Annotated in this window: 15 protein-coding genes; 4 read left to right on the top strand and 11 right to left on the bottom strand. The window is 71.5% G+C overall.

Features of this window, described 5'->3' with window-relative positions; translation table 11 throughout:
• Nucleotides 1-187 precede the first annotated feature (187 nt).
• Nucleotides 188-2,707, top strand: a complete 2,520-nt coding sequence (locus ACHZ99_RS14260) for a hypothetical protein (protein WP_420304910.1) — start codon at nt 188-190, stop codon at nt 2,705-2,707.
• A 187-nt stretch (nt 2,708-2,894) separates the two neighbouring features.
• Here the strand turns inward: ACHZ99_RS14260 and ACHZ99_RS14255 are convergent, their stop codons facing one another.
• Together ACHZ99_RS14255 and ACHZ99_RS14250 are read right to left on the bottom strand one after the other, a co-directional pair.
• Entirely contained in the window at nt 2,895-4,193 is a 1,299-nt protein-coding gene (locus ACHZ99_RS14255) for an RNA polymerase sigma factor (RefSeq protein ID WP_420304909.1), read from the bottom strand.
• The gene (locus ACHZ99_RS14250; protein WP_420304908.1) at nt 4,190-4,939 is read right to left on the bottom strand and encodes a YciI family protein; all 750 of its coding nucleotides are present in this window, start codon (nt 4,937-4,939) and stop codon (nt 4,190-4,192) included. Before ACHZ99_RS14250 ends, ACHZ99_RS14255 begins: the two co-directional genes overlap by 4 nt.
• A gap of 294 nt (nt 4,940-5,233) precedes the next feature.
• On the opposite strand from ACHZ99_RS14250, the gene ACHZ99_RS14245 reads away from it, so the two are divergent.
• The 3 genes from ACHZ99_RS14245 to ACHZ99_RS14235 all read left to right on the top strand — a co-directional run bounded on the left by ACHZ99_RS14245 (nt 5,234) and on the right by ACHZ99_RS14235 (nt 8,121).
• The gene (locus tag ACHZ99_RS14245) at nt 5,234-6,430 is read left to right on the top strand and encodes an MFS transporter (RefSeq protein WP_420304907.1); all 1,197 of its coding nucleotides are present in this window, start codon (nt 5,234-5,236) and stop codon (nt 6,428-6,430) included.
• Nucleotides 6,431-6,748: 318 nt separating this feature from the next.
• On the top strand, nt 6,749-7,540 hold the full coding sequence (locus ACHZ99_RS14240; protein ID WP_420304906.1) for a class I SAM-dependent methyltransferase: 792 nt from the start codon (nt 6,749-6,751) through the stop codon (nt 7,538-7,540).
• On the top strand, nt 7,534-8,121 hold the full coding sequence (locus tag ACHZ99_RS14235) for a DUF6233 domain-containing protein (protein ID WP_420304905.1): 588 nt from the start codon (nt 7,534-7,536) through the stop codon (nt 8,119-8,121). The genes ACHZ99_RS14240 and ACHZ99_RS14235 overlap by 7 nt, the downstream gene beginning before the upstream one ends.
• Here ACHZ99_RS14235 and ACHZ99_RS14230 read toward each other — a convergent pair.
• From ACHZ99_RS14230 to ACHZ99_RS14190, 9 genes are all read right to left on the bottom strand, one after another.
• On the bottom strand, nt 8,108-8,644 hold the full coding sequence (locus ACHZ99_RS14230; RefSeq protein ID WP_420304904.1) for a hypothetical protein: 537 nt from the start codon (nt 8,642-8,644) through the stop codon (nt 8,108-8,110). The genes ACHZ99_RS14235 and ACHZ99_RS14230 overlap by 14 nt on opposite strands.
• Nucleotides 8,645-8,767: 123 nt before the next feature.
• Nucleotides 8,768-9,544, bottom strand: a complete 777-nt coding sequence (locus tag ACHZ99_RS14225) for a hypothetical protein (RefSeq protein WP_420304903.1) — start codon at nt 9,542-9,544, stop codon at nt 8,768-8,770.
• A 5-nt stretch (nt 9,545-9,549) separates the two neighbouring features.
• Nucleotides 9,550-10,329, bottom strand: a complete 780-nt coding sequence (locus ACHZ99_RS14220) for a DUF692 domain-containing protein (RefSeq protein WP_420304902.1) — start codon at nt 10,327-10,329, stop codon at nt 9,550-9,552.
• On the bottom strand, nt 10,283-12,118 hold the full coding sequence (locus tag ACHZ99_RS14215) for an ABC transporter ATP-binding protein (RefSeq protein ID WP_420304901.1): 1,836 nt from the start codon (nt 12,116-12,118) through the stop codon (nt 10,283-10,285). The genes ACHZ99_RS14220 and ACHZ99_RS14215 overlap by 47 nt, the downstream gene beginning before the upstream one ends.
• A 47-nt stretch (nt 12,119-12,165) precedes the next feature.
• Nucleotides 12,166-12,861, bottom strand: coding sequence for a nitroreductase family protein (locus ACHZ99_RS14210; RefSeq protein ID WP_420304900.1), 696 nt, complete (start codon nt 12,859-12,861; stop codon nt 12,166-12,168).
• Nucleotides 12,852-14,543 carry a nitroreductase family protein gene (locus ACHZ99_RS14205; protein WP_420304899.1) on the bottom strand — a complete coding sequence of 564 codons (1,692 nt, stop codon included), beginning with the start codon at nt 14,541-14,543 and terminating at the stop codon, nt 12,852-12,854. Before ACHZ99_RS14205 ends, ACHZ99_RS14210 begins: the two co-directional genes overlap by 10 nt.
• Nucleotides 14,536-15,177: a TOMM precursor leader peptide-binding protein gene (locus ACHZ99_RS14200; protein WP_420304898.1), complete on the bottom strand. Its 642-nt coding sequence runs from the start codon at nt 15,175-15,177 to the stop codon at nt 14,536-14,538. The genes ACHZ99_RS14205 and ACHZ99_RS14200 overlap by 8 nt, the downstream gene beginning before the upstream one ends.
• Nucleotides 15,156-16,451: a YcaO-like family protein gene (locus ACHZ99_RS14195; protein WP_420304897.1), complete on the bottom strand. Its 1,296-nt coding sequence runs from the start codon at nt 16,449-16,451 to the stop codon at nt 15,156-15,158. Before ACHZ99_RS14195 ends, ACHZ99_RS14200 begins: the two co-directional genes overlap by 22 nt.
• A gap of 329 nt (nt 16,452-16,780) precedes the next feature.
• The gene (locus ACHZ99_RS14190; protein WP_420304896.1) at nt 16,781-17,566 is read right to left on the bottom strand and encodes an AfsR/SARP family transcriptional regulator; all 786 of its coding nucleotides are present in this window, start codon (nt 17,564-17,566) and stop codon (nt 16,781-16,783) included.
• Nucleotides 17,567-17,595 lie beyond the last annotated feature (29 nt).

Genomic DNA, 17,595 nt, shown 5'->3' with positions numbered 1-17,595 from the left:
GCCGACGCTCGCCGGGAACATCCCGCTCTACGACGCGGGACAGCAGGTCTGGGGCGAGGAGCCGGGGCCGGCCTCCGGGGGTGAGACCGGTCGCGCGGGCCGGTGCCGTCCGGCACCGGCCCCTTCCCCGCACCACGGTCTCCCCGCGCCCGGTCGCGATGTCTGCGGGTCCCCCTAGCATCCCCGGATGGAACAGGAAGAGACGGAAGAGACCAGCGCCGCTCCACACCCGGCGGGTACGCCGGCCGGCCTCGCACCCGCGGTACGCACCTGCCTCGCGCCGCTGAAGCTGGAGCACGCCTTCGACGGTGCGGCCGCGTACGTCCTGCACGGCACGGGACCCGACGTCCTGGCCGCGCTCGCGAATCTGCGGACCACGCTGGGCGGGCGAATGGTGTCCCACGGCGGCAACTGGTCGGACGCCCGTGTCGCCACCGTCGCGGAGCTGGAGCCGGGATGGCACCCCCGCGCCGCCGATGCCGCGCGGCTCGTCCTCTACCGGACCGCGCCGGCCGACGTCCTCGCCCGCTTCGGGCACCTGCTGGGCGCGGTCGCCGTTCCGCACCGGCGGGGGCCCGTCACCTGGCTCAAGACGCTGACCGACACCGTGGCGAAGGCCACCATGTCCCGGTCCGCGGAGCACGAGGATGTGCGCGCGCGGTGGACCCCCGGCTTCGTGAGCGACGTCGCCCGGGCCGGCGACGCGCCCGGCCGCACGCCCGTGCACACGACGATACTGACGCTGCTGACCATGGCCCCCGGCAACGTGTGGAACCCCGGGCACCTGCTCCTGGCCACCGACGCCGGCGACGCGTTCCTCGACCGGCACGCCGAGGTCGTCGCCGAGGTCGCCGTCGAGGCCCTGCCCGGTCTCCGCAGGTTCGTGGCGCCCCGGTGCGCACGCGATCCCGAACGGCACGCCGGCCTCTTCGCCGCGCTGGCCGTCGACGAGGACCTTCGCGTACGGCACGACGCGCTCGCCGCGCTGGCCTGGCTCGACGGGCCCCGGCAGGTGGAACTGCTGAGCCCGCACCTGCGGACCGCGCAACCGGACCGGCTCGCCGGTGTCCTGGGGCGCCTGGCCGACGTCGACGGCGGCCTCGCCGCGATCGAGGAGGCGCTCAGGACGCCGGCGGGACCACCGCTCGACGCGGAGCGCGCGGCGTTGCTGCGCCGGACGGCCGACCGGGCGGCTCTCGCGAGCGGCCCCGGTGCCGTCGTCCCCGTCCCGCCGCCGGCGCCGCCGTCCGACGCCGGCCTGCTGGCGGACCTGGACACCCGGCCCGCCGCCGCCCGTACGGAGGGAGACCGCTTCTGGCCCGGCGTCGAGCAGCGGCTGGCGCAGCTGCCCGACGTCCGGGTGCTGCGGGACGCGCTGCGGCGGGCCGGGATGACCGACGCCGACCGCCGGGTCGCGGCGCTGCTGACCACCCGGACGGCCCCCGGGTCCGGCGGGATGATCGGGGCGGACCTGACACCCGAGGACGCCGGGCGGTGGTGGCCGCTGTTCGCCGAGCGGCCCGACCTGGTGGACGAGCACCTGGACGGAACCGACTCCAGGAGGCACCCGGACGACGCCCCCGTCGACACGACCGACATGGTGCTGAGGATCCTCCTGTGCTTCCCGGCGGCCCCGGAGACGCTCGTCCCGCGCCTGACGTCGATCGCGCTCGGTACCTCGCGGCACCGTCTGGCCGCGCGCCGGGTGCTCGGCGACCACCCGGGCGCCCGCGCCGCCGCGCAGGCGGCGCTGGACGGCGCCGGGAAGGCGGCGCGCGCGTCGGCGGCCGAGTGGCTCGCCGACCTGGGCGAGCCGGGCGCCGCGGTGCCGGAACCCGGCTGGGAGTTCGGCGACGGGGTGCTGTCCCCGGCCACCCGCGCCCTGCCCGCCGCAACCCTCCGGTGGCTCGACCGCTTCCGGCAGCAGGCACGGGCACGAGGCGTCCCGGCGGCGGACGTCGACCGCTGGCTCGGGCTCGCGCGCCCGATGCTGCGGACGGCCCCCGACGGCAGCGGACCGGTGGTGGGCAGGCTCGGCGGGCCGCTGATGCTCCCGCCCGACGTCCCCACCCCGGGCGACCGCTTCAGGTCGCGGGGCGAGGAACACCGCGAGGACCACCAGCTCATCGTGACGCTCGACCTCTCCGCCGTCCCGGCCGGGGCCACCGACCTGCCGCTCCCGCCGGACGGCTCGCTGCTCCTCTTCGCCAACGTCGACCTCGAACCCTGGCCCGCGGGCGGCGCCGTGTACGTCCCGGCCGGCGTACCGGTGGAGGAACGGGAGTCGTCCCCCGGCTACGAGGTCTACGAGTACGACACCCCGGAGGAGCTGGACAGCGTGCTGCGCGGCACGGGCGAGCTGCGCCTCACGTACGGCGTGTCCCTGCCGACCACCCCGCCCGACGACGGGACGCTCGCCCGGCACCCCCATGCGGACACCCTGCGGGACGTCTGGTCCGGCCAGACCGACGGCGGCGGCGAGTGGCAGGTCGGCGGCCACGCCGCCAACTTCGACGACTACGGCGACCCCGTGGCCGGCTCCGCGTACCCGGAGGAGGGTGAACGGACCACGGACCCCGGCGAGTGGGTCCTGCTCGCGCAGTGGGCCGGGTTCCCGATGTCGATCCTGTACTGGACCATCACCCGCCAGGACCTCGCGGCACGCCGCTTCGACCGGGTGGCCGTCCAGCTGCACGCCAACCCCTGAACCACCGGAGCGCACCGGCACTCCTCGCCCTCCGGAGCCGGAACCGACCTCCTCGCCCGTCGAAAGAAGGCCGAAGCCGCGGGGTGGGTTGGTGAGATCGAAGGCGCCGGACGATCCCCCACTCGTCCGGCACGACCCACGGCGACGTCCCCGCACCGGACCACACGCTCGTCGGCACCGGCCCACCTCACGGTGTCGACCGTTCCCCCTCCACGTACGCCAGCCGTTCCCGCAGGTAGTCCCGCTCCGCCTCGTTGGTGACCAGCGCGAGCGCCGCGCGGTACGCCTCGGCGGCCTCGCGGTGGCGGCCGGCGCGGCGGTGGAGATCGGCTTCGGTGGCGGGGACGTAGTGGTTGCCGGGGAGGCGTTCGGGCAGGCGGAGCTCGCCGAACAGGGCCAGACCGCGGTCGGGGCCGGCGGACATGGCGACGGCGACGACGCGGCCGAGGTCGACGTACGGCGAGTCGGTCAGGGCCGCCAGCCGCTCGTAGCAGGCGGCGATGGCCGGCCAGTCGGTCGCCGCCGCCGTCAGCGCCGTGGAGTGGTGGCCGGTGATCCGGGCCTGGAGGACGTACGGGCCGGGGGGCTCCCCCGCGCGCAACGCCTCGGCCAGGACGCCGGCGCCCTCGGCGATGAGGTCGCGGTCCCACGTGGAGCGGTCCTGCTCCTCCAGCGGCACCAGCCGCCCGCCGGCGCCGACGCGGCCGGGGCGGCGGGCGTCGTGGAGCAGCTGGAGCGCCAGCAGACCGAGGACCTCCGGCTGGCCCGGCAGCAGCCGGTCGAGGGTGCGGGTCAGCCGGATCGCCTCGCGGGAGAGCGACTCCCGTACCAGGTTGGGGCCGGACGTGGCCGCGTACCCCTCGGTGAACAGCAGGTACAGCACGGCGAGCACGCCGTCGAGCCGCTCGGGCAGCAGCTCGGCGGAGGGCACCCGGTACGGGATGCCGGCGCGGCTGATCTTTCCGCGGGCCCGGACCAGCCGCTTGGCCATCGCGGGCTCGGTGGTGCCGAAGGCGCGGGCGATCTCGGCGACGGTCAGGCCGCACAGGGTGCGCAGCGTCAGGGCGACGCGGGCCTCCATCGACAGCGCGGGGTGGCAGCAGGTGAAGATCAGGCGCAGCCGGTCGTCGGGGATGGCGTCCTCGGCGTCGCCCTCGCCCGGCTCGCCGCCGGCCACCCCCTCCGCCCCCTCGGATCCCATGAGCACGGCGGCCTCCCGCAGCTTGCGTGCCTCGGTGGTGGAGCGGCGGATGCCGTCCAGGGCGCGGTTGCGGGCGGCGGTGGTCAGCCAGGCGCCGGGGCGGCGCGGGACGCCGTCGCGCGGCCACCGCCTGGCGGCGGCGGCGAAGGCGTCCTGCGCGCAGTCCTCGGCCAGGGCCCAGTCGCCGGTGAGCCGGATGAGCGTGGCGACGACCCGGCCCCACTCGTCGGTGAACGCCGCCTTCAAGGCGCCCCGCGCCGACGAGGGGGCGGAGGGCTCGGTCACGGCCGCGGCTCCGGCTCCGGCTCCGGCTCCGGCTCCGGCTGCCACAGGGGGCGGATCTCGACGGCACCGCGCCACGCCGAGGGGTGCTTGGCGGCGATCTCGATGGCCTCGTCGAGGTCGGCGGCGACGACGAGGTCGTAGCCGCCGACCTGCTCGGTGATCTCGGCGTACGGGCCGTGGGTGAGCAGCGGCCGGCCGCCGCGGACCCGGGCGCCGGCGGCGGTCGCCTCGTCGGCCGGGCGCAGCCGGTGGGAGCCGCGGGTCACGCCGCGCCGTTCCATCTCCTCGTTCCACGCCGTCGGCGGCACATCGGAGCCGGGCGGGACGGCGGGGGCGTCCGGCACCGAGACCATCATCATCAGGTAGGGGCGGCCGGTGGACGAGGTCAGGTCGGTGGCGGTGGCCTCCTCCGGCTCGTCGAAGTCCTCCCAGACCTCGCGCACCTCGATGACGCCGAAGCGGGCCATGGGGTGCCGGGAGGCGTAGTCCGCGGCGGCGTCGAGACCGGCGGCCTCGACGATGTCGAAGCCGGCGATGTGCTCCTTGAACTCCGCGAACGGGCCGTCCGCGATCAGCACCTTCCCCTCGCGGACGCGCACCGTCGTCGCGTCGGCGGGCTCCCGCAGGCGGTGGCCCTCCAGCCACGCCCCGGTGCGGGCGCCCTCCGCGAGCCAGGCGGCGGGGTCGGCCTCCTCGGGGGCGGGGCGCGCCTCGGGGTCGACGCGTACCAGCAGCATGTACTTCATGACTCTCACTCTCCTCGGTTCGTCCTCGGCGGTGGGCGGCGGCCCGGGGGCCGCCTGACAGGACGACGAACGCCGCGGTCCGCGGAGGACACCCGCGGACCAGATTCTCCCCCACTTTTTCCGACGGCCCCCGTCCTCGCCGGCGTGTGCCGTGCGTCGTCCGGGTGGGCCGGCGATCGATGCCGGCCCGCGTGACTTCGATGCCGGAAGAATGCGGGGACAGCGATGACGACGAGCACGCACGGTACGAGGCGCGGCGCGCGGGGCGAGAGCCCGGGGCAGGGACGATGGCCGGTGACGGCCGTGTTCTTTCTCAACGGTCTGGCGCTGGTCAGCTACGTCGTGCGGCTGCCCGCGCTGAAGGAGGCACTCGGGCTCAGCAACGGCGAGATGGGCACCGTGGGCATGCTGTTCGCCGTCTCGGCGCTGGTCGCGATGCAGTTCGTCGGGCGGCTGGCAGCCCGGCACGGCAGCGCGTCCGTGATCCGGGTGTCGTTGCTGGCGACGCCGCTGGCACTGGGGTGCGTCGGCCTCGCGGGGAATCTCGTCACCTACGCGCTGGCGACCGTGGCGCTCGGGGCGGTCCACGGCACGATCGACGTCGCGATGAACGCGCGGGCGGCCACCGTGGAACGGCGTCTCGGGCGGCCCATCCTCAGCAGCTGCCACGCGGCGTGGAGCGTGAGCGCCATCGTGGCGTCGCTGGTCGGCGCGGCCGTGATCCGCCTGGGGCTGTCGACCGCCGCGCACCTGCTGGGCGTGGCCGCGGCGATGACGCTCGCGGGCGCGGTGCTGGGGCGCGTACTGGCGCGTTCCCCCGCGGAGCCGGAGGAGCAGAAGGAGCCGGGAGAGCCGGCGCCGCGGCGCGGCGTGTGGCGCGCGGGCTGGACGCGCGGCGTGGTGCGGCTGGGGGTGGCAGGGATGCTGCTGATGGTCCTGGAAGGCGCGGTGCTGGACTGGAGCGGCGTCTACCTCCACGACGACCGCGGAGCCTCGCTGGCGCTGGCGTCCACCGGGGTGGTGGCGTTCACCGGCTGCCAGGCGGCCGGCCGCGTCGTCGGCGACCGGCTCAGGTCGGCCTACGGGGACGCGGCGCTGTTCCGCATCGGCGGCCTGATCGGCACGGCCGGCCTGGCGCTGGCGGTCCTCAGCCCCGACCCGCGTCCGGCGGTGGCCGGCTTCGCGGTGCTCGGCCTGGGCAGCTCGGTGCTGATCCCCATGGCGTTCAGCGCGGTCGGGCGCCTGGCGGAGGCGGGCGGCGACGCCGCCGCGGCGATGTCCCGGTTCACGACGTTCACCTACGCCGGCATCCTGCTGGGGCCGGCGCTCATCGGGTGGATCGCGCAGGTGGCCGGGTTGGCGTGGACCCTCGCCGTACTGGTGCCGCTGCTCGGCACCGTGGCGCTGACGGTCCGCCTGCCACCGGCGGAGACGCCCCGGCCACCCGGGCCCGCCGGGCGGAAACCGGCAAAAGCAGATCCCCGCGGGTAAGGGCGGCGCACGCCGGCTCGACGATGCCCGCATCGCCGGAGCGCACCGGAGGGTGCGGGAAGCCCCGCGTGAGGGTCCATCGTTGAGAGATTCCAGACGGCTGAGGATCGCCCGATCCGCGCCGACGGGGACACCCCCTGAACAACCGTCGAGTCGCCAACCAGCCCAACCATCCGAATGGCCACGGCCGCCAGCTAAAACGGTGTCTTGATGGGTGGTGGGTTCCTGCCTGGCTGGGGTACTGGCTTCTCCTTCGCCAGTAGCTAAGCGGTGTGCCCGGGGGCTGTCCGAAGCGGTCCGCTCTGCCAGGGTGGGCGGATGTCCGTGGGGTTCAGTGGTGACGTCGCCGAGTACTACGCGCAATACCGCCGTGGGTATCCGTCCGCAGTCCTTGATGGCTTGCAGGCGGCCTTCGCGCTGTCTGTCGACGATGCCGTTCTCGATCTCGGGTGCGGCACCGGCCAGTTGGCCGTTCCGCTCGCGTCCCGGGTCGGTTCGGTCATCGGCATGGATCCGGAACCGGACATGCTCAGGCTCGCCAGGCAGACCGCGGCGAGGCAAGGGCTGCGGAACGTGATGTGGGTGCTGGGTGCCGACTCCGATGTCCCCGCACTGGCCGGGCTGATGGGGCGGCGGCCCCTGGGGATGGCCGTGATCGGACAGGCACTGCACTGGATGCGGCACGAGGAACTCTTCCAGGCGTTGCTTCCGCTGTGCCGCCGGGGCGGGGGCATCGCGGTGGTGGCCAACGGCGAACCCTTGTGGCTGCAGGACAGCGCCTGGTCGCGTGTGCTGCGATCGTGTCTGGAGGACTACTTCAGCACCCGGCTGGAGGCCACGTGCGGAACCAGCGCGGACGACCGGCGCCGGTATGCGCGGGCGCTGGCGGACGCCGGGTTCTCCGACGTACGGGAAGACACCCTGGACTACCGTGTCGAGCTCGGCCTCGACGAGGTCATCGGTTCGGTCTGCTCCGCGATTCCCGCAGGCCAGCTTCCCGGCCCACAGGAGCGGTCGGCCTTCGCCGAACGGATCGGCCGGGCGCTGCCATCGCCCCCTTACCGTGAGGACGTCCGGGTAACCACGCTGATCGCGCGGACGACGTGGTAGCAGATGAATTCTGTGGCGATGCCGACCAAGGCGAGGACGTGTACACCCTTGCGCGCGTAGCGGCGGTGCAGCCGACGGCAGCCGCCCAGCCACGACGTTCCCAGACCGACAACGGTGCCCGGTGGTACCACGTGTCCTTGAGCCTGTGGCCCACCGTCAGCACCCCCCACGGCGCCGACCGTGCCGAGCCGTTCGACGTGGCCTTCCCCGTACCGGCCACCCATGTCCAGCCAGTTCCCCCGGCATCGACTACGTACCCATCCCCATACGTCGCAGCCGCACCGCCCTCGCACGCACCCGCACCCGCCGCTCCCCCGCCCACGCCCACGCCCACGCCCACCGAAGTGCACCATGTCGAGTGCTTCGTCGGCCCGAGGAAAGCAGAGCTGACCACTGACCAAGCCCTCCAAGCACTCGCCCGACCGGGCGCCACCGCGTGCACCGTCTCCGGCGCCGAAACGGCACTGCCCCACACCAAGGGGAGCCGGTCTTTCGTGGGGATGAGCGCCTGGGCCACCGCCTCACGGGTTTGCAGATCGTCAACCGCATCCCGGAGAAGGGGCAGAGCTACTCACCGTTGACCCACGGATATTCCACGAGCTGTCCGTGGTCCTCATTCGTTGCTGTCGACTGCACCAGCGGGTGCCAGTTCGACTCGCAGTGGATGATGTCGCCATTGGAGTCGGCGTGGCAGGCCCGTGAGGAGATGTTGCGTATCTGGTACTTGGAGATGAACTCCCCGACAAAAACGCCCTCGTACTTCCCTCCGGTTGTGCAGTCGTAGCCCGCCACCTTGCGGTAGTGCCAGTGCCCGACCCAGGCTCCGTTTTCATAGATCTCGTAGCGGATCTGCGCCGTCGCGCAGTATCCGTCGGTGACAGTGTCGGAGATCAGGCCGTCCATAGAGAACCAGTTACCGTAGTTGCCCCAGCAGAGCTCCTGGTACACGCCGCTGACGTGGCTGAGAGAGCAGCCGGCGAAGGTGTGGTTCGCGGGTGGTTCCGCCGCGGTGTACCAGTCGTCGGTGCTATGGGCACTTGCGGCTCCGGGCAGACCTAACACCAGTCCCACGGCCGCAATGACAGCGAACAGGATGCGTCTCACGTTCCCTCTTCTCTTAGATGGCGTCGGCAGCGTACTGCGCGCGGATGGCCCAGTCATGAGCCGATCGCGCCATCTTGTTGCGTCGGCCTGCCGCACCTGCTCGCCGGCGCGAAGCGGCAGCCACTACGCGCGCCGGGCAACCGCCACGTCGACACCCGTGGCCCGGACGCGTGCCAGGGCTCGTTCGACGGACTCGGTGTGGGCGCCGAGCCGTTCGGCCAGTGCGTGGACCGGCAGCGAGCCGTCACACAGGCTCAGCAGCCTGTACAGATCCCGGGAGACGCGATGGACCAGGACCCGGGCGGGGGCCACGGAGGCGTGGGCAACGACGTAGTAGGTGGGCCGTTCGCGCAGATCCTCGTACGCGGCCTTTTCGATCAGCCGTCTTCTGATCTGCCCGACCGCGCACCCGAATTCCGCCATACGCACGTCGGCGCCCAGGGACGGTCCCACGGCAGGGGCCGTGGTCGGCCGGACGGAGTTCCCCCGGACTTCTTGCGGCAGGACTTCATAACGGACGATGTCCCGGATGACCGGGACGTCACCGGCCGCGGCGCTGCGGGAGGCGAGTTCTCCCAGTCGCGTGATCGCGCTGATGAGTCCCGCTGGAGAGGACATCTTGGCGGGCAGCAGGCAACGCGTAAAGATCTCGTCCTCGTCGGCCACGGCGCGGCACAGCGCCAGCGTGCCGGGCGCGGCTCCGTCGGCAAGCAGGAACTTCATCGCGCGGGTCTTGTCCGCGCTGAGAGACACACCCGGCCGGCCGGAGCCGCAGAACCGACGGACTTCGGCGGGCGTGAGACCGTATCGGTCCGCGTACTCCTCCGGGTTCGCCGCCGCATCGTCCAGCAGCGTGGGATCGGCCAGCGCGCGGGCCAGCAGTTCCTGTGCTCCCGGCACGCTCCTCACGCTCCTTCGCGTGCGGCCACGTGCCGCGCCCGACGCAGATCGGTGAGGAGTTCGTGGAAGTCTCCGGGGAGTTCGTCCCGCTCGATCAGAATTCCCTTGACCTGCCGCCGGTCCAGGAGATGGCTCAGCAGCCGCAGCACTTCGTCGCCGACCGGGGCGTTGTGGCCGTCGATCAGCTGTCCGTAATCGTCGGACACCGGGACATTGCCTGCCAGGTGTACTTGTTCGACCCGGTCCAGGGGTATCTCGTCCAGGAATTCATACGGGTCGAAGCCGTGGTTGCGGGCGTTGACGACGACGTTGTGCAGGTCCAGCAGGAGCCCGCAGTCGCAGTGCTCCATCACCTCGCTCATCAGCTCGCTCTCGGTGAGGTCGCCGGGCAGTTCCACGTAGTAGGTGATGTTTTCCAGCAGGAATCTACGGCCCAGCGTGTCCTGCACGTGCTGGGCCTTGCGCGCGATGCGGCGCACGTTCTCGCGGGTGCGCTGGACGGGTGTGAGGGTGCCCAGCTCGATGCCGCCCTCGCGGGTGAAGGAGAGATGATCGCTCACCCACGGTGCTTCCACGGCTTTCGCCAGCGTCCGCACCTGCTGGAGGTATTCGTCGTCGACCGGTCCCTGAGAGCCGATCGACATCTCCACCCCGTGCGGCACGATCGGAATCAGGCCCATGGTCTCCTGCACGAGCCTCAGCGCCTCCGGGGCGTCGAGGTACTGATCGGTGATGATCTCAAGGAAGTCGATCTCCTGCCGGTATTCGAGAATCGATTCGTGCAACGCATTTCGGTACCCGAGCCCCACTCCGAGGTTCGGCAGCTCCGCGCCAGTGGCCATCGTTCTCCTCCTCTTCCCGCTGCGGCCGGTCGCCGCTTGCGGCGGACATGCCCTGAGCGGCGAGCAGGGTGCTGTACGCACCGCCCGCTGCCCGGAGCCGGTCGTGGCGGCCCTGCTCCAGCACCCGGCCGTGCCCGAGCACGATCACTCTGTCGTCCGCGGCCAGGCGCGGAATCCTGTGTGCGATCACCATGATCGTGTGATCGGTCAGGGTGTCCCGCAGCGAGTCGTGGACGCGCTGTGCGAGCACCCCGTCGAGCGCGCTCGTGGTCTCGTCGAGGATCAGCACACGGCCGCCGGCCAGCAGCGCACGGGCGAGGGCCAGCCTCTGTCGTTCGCCTCCGGACAGGTGCTGTCCGCTCTCTCCGACGGGTGTGTCGAGGCCGTCCGGCTGCGCCGGGCCCGAGTCCGTCAGGCAGGCCGCGCGCAGTACACGATCCAGCTCACCGTCGGTGACGTCCTCTCGGCCGAGGCACAGGTTGTCGCGGAGCGAGGTGTTCGAGAAGGCGATGTGCTGGGGCACGATGGTGACGTGTTCGCGCAGGAGCTTCGGGTCGGCCGGCTCGCCGTCGAGCGTGACCGCTCCGTGGTCGGGCGGGAGCAGCCCGGCAAGCAGGAGGGCCAGCGTGCTCTTTCCGGAGCCGGAGGGGCCGAGCACCACGTTCATGACGCCCGGGACGATGGTGAGGCCGACGCCGTCGAGCGCGGCGTGCTCCGCTCCGGCGTAGCGGAACCGCAGCCCGCTCGCCTCCACCGTCGTCGGCTTGCCTGAGGTCTTGCGGATGTGCGGGAGTGCCACGACGGGCAGGCTCGTGTAGTGCATGATCCGTTCGAACATGGCCACCGATGCCTGCACCTGGGCGCTGAATCCGAGAAGCGTCTGCACGGGATCGGACAGCCGCATCTGCAGAACGGCCAGTGCGACCAGCTCGCCGACCGATACGTGATCCATGAAGACACCGCCCACCAGATAGATGGCGGGCGTGACCGTGCCGAAGCAGACGTAGATGACGGTGGTCGTGCCCGCGCCGATGATGCGTTGCCGCACCGTGGTGTCGCGGATCTCCTCGCATCGGTCGGCGAACCGCTCCCGCTGCCACCGGGTGTGTCCCAGCGTCCGGCCGAGAACGGCGCCGTCCAGGTTCAGCACGTCGGACACGTGCCGGATCAGCTCGGTGAGGTGCCGTTGCCGGTCCCTGGCCAGAGTGCGGCGCCGCATGGCGAACCGCTTGTTCAGCAGCGACAGCAGCCCGGTCAGCACCAGCGTGACGACCGCCAGTTGCCAGGCGATGATGAGCATGGCCACGGCCGCCGCGGCCGCGCCGGCGAAGGCGGCCACGGCGGAGCGCACCGTCTGGCTGAAGAACCGGTCGACGCCGTTGGCGTCGCTGACGAGGCGCGCCTGGATCTCGCTCACGCTCTGATCCGCGTAGAACTCCAGCGGCTGCGTCGCCGTGCGGTCGAACATCTCCAGGCGCAGATCACTTACCAGGCGTTGGCTGACCGAGCTGGTCAGCGCCGTCTCGGCCACGATGAGCACGCCCGACAAGGCGCTGACCAGCACCAGACCACCGCAGACCAGGACCAGGAGCGATGTGTCGTGCTGCGGCAGCGCCGTGTCGAGCAGCACCAGCAGGGCCATCGGGCTCAGCACGCCCAGCCCCATGCGGAGCAGAACGACAAAGAGGGCCAGGGCGGAGCGTCCGCGGTACCTCTTCAGCCGGACGGCCATGAAGCGGACGGTGTCCCATGTGGTGACCGTTTCCCACCGCGAGTTCTTCACCCAAGTCGCCAGTCCGCCGGGCCGGTCTCCGGCGGGTGGCCGATGACGACCGTGAACATGTGCCGCATGGCCGGGTCACGACTCCGCATGATCTGCCCCAGCCTGAAGTCGGCGGCGCCGTAGGCGCAGCAGTCCAGGCCGTACGCCCGGGCAGCGTGCCACACCGCGAGGCCGAGGGCTCCGGCGTGCGTCAGCAAGGCCCCGTACGTGCCGCCGGCGGTCGTCGCGACCGGGCCTCCGATGAACACGTACGCCGGCGCGTCGGTGAAGGTCTCGGCCCAGTGGCTCGGAGGTGCGGGTGTGTGTGACAGCCGCTCGAACTCCTCGGTCCCGCCCGCCGCCGCCAGGTTGTAGAGGCCCGGTGTCACGTCGGTGACACGACGCATGCCCACGAGGGCGCTGACCGGTGCCGGACCGTCCGGGTACGGCAGACGCCGGGCTCGGTAGCCGCGTTCCGCCCGGATGAGCAGGTGCCGGAGGGTGCCGAGCTCGATCGGCGCCGCCGTGAAAGCGCGCACCGTTTTCCGCCCGCGGAGCACCGACTCCAGGGGCAGCCGCTGGCGGGAATCGCGTTCGGGCTCGTCGGCACCCGCCCCGAAGAGGGTGCCGGGCGGGACGGGAGGCAGCGGTGTCCTGGTCCGCAGGAGTTCCTCCACGCTCCGCTCAAGGTCACTTTCCTCGATCAACGGCATGACGAGCCTCCGCTGTCCTGCGTGTCGGGCTGGTGCCTGATTCCGGCGATCGCCGTGATGAGTTGCTCGCGGGCATGGAGACCCAGCAGCTCTGTCGCCTTCTCGTCCCAGCTCTCCGCCCACGCGGTCTGCCAGCCGTAGCCGGCCGCTACGGTGTCGAGCTGCGTCATCGCCACGCCTGCGTCCAGATGCGCGAGGCGGTGGGCGAACGCGCGGTACTTCTGCGACGTCCTGCCGAACGCCGCGACGAGGGCGATCACGGCGTCATACGACTCGCCGGGCCGCAGATCGGTCGCGGTCAGCAGGTCGTCGACGGTGACAAGGTCCGGGCGCACCGCGATGAGGCGGTGCTCGATGTCGTCGTAGCGGAACGCGACCTCGGGCAGATCCGCACGACCCGTATCGCCCACCACGTAGAGCTCGACGGATCCGAGGTTTCCGCCGCTGGGTGTCCAGCGCTGCGTGGGACGCTCGCCGTCTCCCTTCCTGAGCCCTCCGACGCGGCGCAGCAGTTCGCCGAACGTCTCCGCCGCGTTCGCCGCGGGGACCGGCCCGTCCTCCTCGGCACCCGAACCGTCGCTCACGGGCGGGCTGCCCTCGGGGAGCAGCCAGCCCGGGTGGCTGGAGAGACGGGGCCGCTCGCTTTCCAGTGCGGTGAACTGCTCCGCCTGGCTCCTGGACTGCCGGGACTGCAGGACGAGCGGTGCGCCGCGGACGGCCCACTCGTAGAGCTGGACCGCCGAGGACTCCGGCGTGGGCTCGTCGCCGATGCCCGTCGTTCCGCACGGCTGGCACCCGGGATACGGGGTTGCGAGAACGTGCGTCATCCGGGCGCTGTCGACGGAGGTCCGCACGATGCGCTGGTCGAGCACGAGCCCTACGCCTCCGAGCAGGAACGACACCGCTTGGGCAGCTGCCAGGCCGACCGCCGTCTGCAGAGTTCCGTTCGTGACGGGACGGCTCGCGGGCAGGTCCCAGCCCGCTTCGTGACGCCCTCGCTCCAGGCATGCCAGGCACACGCTGTATCCCGGCAGGAGGTATGGGCCGAACTCCAGATGGTCGGCGCCCAGCAGCACCCGGAGCACCGGTGTTCCCTGCATGCCGGCGGCGGCGACCGCGGTCTCCGCCGTCCCGTCCGCTTCGTGGCCGGTCCACACCACGACCGCGAGGCCGGTTCCCTCGAAGAGCGCACGGGAACCGCCGGGCGGTATCCGGGGCACGTGCACGACAGTGCCGACTCCACTGCCGACGAGGTCCTGCGCCATCGGAGCGGCCACGTCGTCGCCCCCGATCACCACGACGCGCGAGTCGGCCAGGTCGGCGGTGAGATCGCTCGTCTCCCGGTATCCCGCCATGCTCCTGACGCGGGAGTAGTAGGCGGCCGCCGCGTCGGTCAGCCCCGTCGACCGCACCAGGCCGGGGGCGTGGTCCAGCAGCCCCCGATGGTCGAGTACGGAAAGGGCCTTCGCCAGCTGCATGGACGTAAGCCCCAGCGTCTGACATATATCGTCTCTGCTGTGCGTTCCGTCGAGCAGGCGGAGCAGTCCCGGCAGCACCTGCTTGGCGGCCTTGCCGCGGAAGTGCTGGCGCCGCGGGCCCCCCGTGACGGCAACGCCGTCCTCGACCTCGACCACCGCCACTCCGGGCAGCAGGCGTCCGACAGCCGATGTGGTCTCAGACATGGGAACCCTCCGGTTCGCTGAGGCGCAGCAGGGTCGTCATGTCGCGTGGCGCGGGCGTCTCCCGGCAACGGCGGCACGAGCCGACCGCCACCACCTGGTCCCGGCTGACGTCCAGGGACGGCAGGGCAAGCGTGACCACATGGCCCGGCGGGAGACTTCCCGCCGCCGACTGGGCGAGCATCCCCGCCGCCCATCCGGCTGCCGTGCGGGCATGTTGCGGCAGGAATCCCCGCGGCCCGAGCGCCCGGTCACCTTCGTATCCCGCACGCAGCGCCGCGGTGCTCTCCCAATGCCGATCGTGCTGTACGAGACGGGCGTCGAAGCAGGTGAAGCAAGGGCCGCTGCCGGGTACGACCAAAGGGCCGATCCGAATCGTCAGGTGATCGAGGACGACGGGCAGCCAGGGAATCCCGTTCTCGTGTGCGGCGTGCTCGGCCCGCCCGGCCAGACCGGCGTCGGCCCGCCACAGGGCGAAGGTCACCATGTCGGGCTGTGCATCGAACGCCGACGTGAAATCCGCGTGGCGCACTGCGCGCTCACCGGGATGGCACGTCTCCAGGAAGTCGATCACCTGACGCCCGAACTCTCCGGTGGCGGCCATGGCTATCGTGTTCAGGCGAAGGGCTGCGGCCACGGGTTCAACTCCTCTTCTGGCAGAACCCGGTATCCCATGAGCCGGGGAGAACTGTAGAGCCTGCCGTGTCCCTTGAACTGCACCCAGGGATTGGTGCTCATGGGCTGCAGGTCCGGAATGACGACGTTCATCGCGGTGAGGCCGACCCCGCTCAACTCCTCGGTGGTCCTGTCGACCACCGCGACCTGCATGCCCGCCGCCGCGAGCCGCTCCTTCAGCACCGCGAGCGCCGCATCCGGACTCTCCGGCAGGCCGTCCCGCGCCTCCCGTGGAGACGTCCGGCCCGCCGCCGTAAGAAAATCGAAGGCGTGCGCACGCTCGCGTGCCGCCATGTACCGGCTGGCCTCGCCGATGGAGCCGCGGATCTCTTCCAGCTTCGTCACCGGTTCCTCGCCGTGGATGAGAGCATCTCCGCCGGCGGTCTCCAGCAGCGCGCTCTCCGCGGCCGCCGCCAGGCTCCTGCCCGTACCGCATGAGACGTATCGGCAGGCGCGCTCGTCCTCGTCCGCGGCCGCGACCGCGTACACGGTGGGCAGGCCCAGGTCAGTGGTGGCGTCGAACAGGTGGATACGGGTGAAACGGCGCTCGAACCACTCGACGATATCCGCCATGGCGTCGGTCGTGATGTCCTCGCGCAGTCGGGGAATCGGAAGTCGCTGCAACCACAGCACAGCGATGGCGTCCCGCTCGATGACCTCGCAGATGCCGCGCACGGCGGCCTCCACCGGGTCCGTGTGCACCGCGTAGCCGGTCGAAATCTGGTAAGCGAACTTCTCTGCGGGCATGTCGGTCCCGGCATAGGCGGCCATGACCGCGGGGACCCACAGCTGCCTGCTCTCGATCAGATCCCATCCGCGCACCCACCTGATCTCCGCGGTGTCGTCGAACGGCACGACCGAGCATGCAGGATGCGCGTACTCCGCGGTCGAACAGCGCGGATACCTGGCGGGGTCGAGGCAGTCGCCGCCCAGTTCGGCCGCGCTCGCGACGATGGACTCGTCCCCGACGGGCACCATCCCCGCGTAACGCTCGGCCCCTTCGGCGATGGCCACGAGCCGGGCGAGGTCGGCGTCGTGCAGGCTGGCACCCCCACAGATGGTGTGGTATTTCGTCGTCAGTCCCCTGCCCGCCACGCCGGTGCCGATCTGCGAAACGGTCCGGTGGGCGCAGTGCGCGGAGGACCCCTTGGGACGAGCCTTCGTCGCGCTGACGACTCCGTACCGGGACACCAACCCCTCAAGCGATTCGAGTGTGTCAGTGATGTTGCCGCTCATCGCCCCTCGCTGTCCATGCTTCACCCTTCTCGATACACGACGTATGACGCTGACGGGTGCGCACCGGGCTCTCAGTTGTCCTGTAGCTCGTGTTGCCACAGGCCGCGTGAGAGCCCGGCGCGGCTACCGAATCGGATGTCAGTCAGGCTCGTTGCACGAAGGCTGGCCCGTGCAACCGCAGGGGCGGCTCTCGCAGCACTGACAGGCCGGTCCGGCCGGCCCGAGGTCGAACTCCTCCGACTCCTCGACCTCGATGCCGTACGGCGTCGATCGCCGCCAATAAATTTGGCAAGGATGCCTTTCGGCGGCCTGTCCACGATCTGTCTGCGTTACACGACCAGGGGCGAACCGGAGCTGAGGGCGGGATCCCGGGTGAGGATGCACTGGTGCAGCCGCTTCAGCTCGGGTCCGGGCTCGTCGCCGATCTCACGTATCAGCTGACTTCGGATCCGCGAGAAGCAGGCCAGAGCCTCGCTCTGCCGACTGCTCCGGTGCAGCGCGAGGATGAGCATCCAGGCGATCGACTCATCCAACGGGCGCTTCTCGGCGAGCCGGTGGAGCAGCGGCAGGATCTCGGCGTGCCGCCCCAGGCGCAAGTGGACCCGCGCGCGGTCGAGCTGCATGCCGAGCCGCTCCTGTTCGAGGCAATTCCTGGTCCGGCAGGCCCAGGCGGAGGACAGGTCGGACACCGGTGACCCGTGCCAGAGCGCATCGGCCCTGTCGAACAATGCCAGGGCCGTCTCGTTCTCGTCCTGGCGCATGGCGGTCCTGGCGGCATCGAGCGACTGCCGGAAGCGGTGCACGTCGACGTTCGCAGGGTCGAGTACGAGCCGATACGCACCGCGGCCCCGCGCGACGACCTCCGTCCCCATGCCGGTCGATACAGCGATCGTGCGCCGCAGCCGGTTCGCGCACGTATACAGCGCGGCACGGGGGTGCAGAGGCGGCGTTTCTCCCCAGATTTTCTCGACAGCCACGTCATCGGAAACGAATGTCATCGGCCGCCAGGCGAGCAAGGCGAGGAGGGCGCGGGCGCCTGCGGAGGAAATCAGGACGGTCTCGTCGGGCCCCCGGTCGATGGTGACGGCGCCCAGTATGCGAATCTGAACGTTCAATATCCACCCCGTGCGGTACATATCCTCCC

This window comes from Streptomyces sp. MAR4 CNX-425 (assembly GCF_048656465.1).
GTDB lineage: Bacteria > Actinomycetota > Actinomycetes > Streptomycetales > Streptomycetaceae > Streptomyces.
This window is presented reverse-complemented; position numbering and strand designations above follow the sequence as displayed.

Excerpts from the sequence above, each read along its gene's own strand:
- ACHZ99_RS14260 (WP_420304910.1), top strand. The coding sequence starts at position 188 with ATGGAACAGGAAGAGACGGAAGAGACCAGCGCCGCTCCACACCCGGCG.
- ACHZ99_RS14250 (WP_420304908.1), bottom strand. The coding sequence starts at position 4,939 with ATGAAGTACATGCTGCTGGTACGCGTCGACCCCGAGGCGCGCCCCGCC.
- ACHZ99_RS14240 (WP_420304906.1), top strand. The coding sequence starts at position 6,749 with ATGTCCGTGGGGTTCAGTGGTGACGTCGCCGAGTACTACGCGCAATAC.
- ACHZ99_RS14215 (WP_420304901.1), bottom strand. The coding sequence starts at position 12,118 with ATGGCCGTCCGGCTGAAGAGGTACCGCGGACGCTCCGCCCTGGCCCTC.
- ACHZ99_RS14210 (WP_420304900.1), bottom strand. The coding sequence starts at position 12,861 with ATGCCGTTGATCGAGGAAAGTGACCTTGAGCGGAGCGTGGAGGAACTC.
- ACHZ99_RS14205 (WP_420304899.1), bottom strand. The coding sequence starts at position 14,543 with ATGTCTGAGACCACATCGGCTGTCGGACGCCTGCTGCCCGGAGTGGCG.
- ACHZ99_RS14195 (WP_420304897.1), bottom strand. The coding sequence starts at position 16,451 with ATGAGCGGCAACATCACTGACACACTCGAATCGCTTGAGGGGTTGGTG.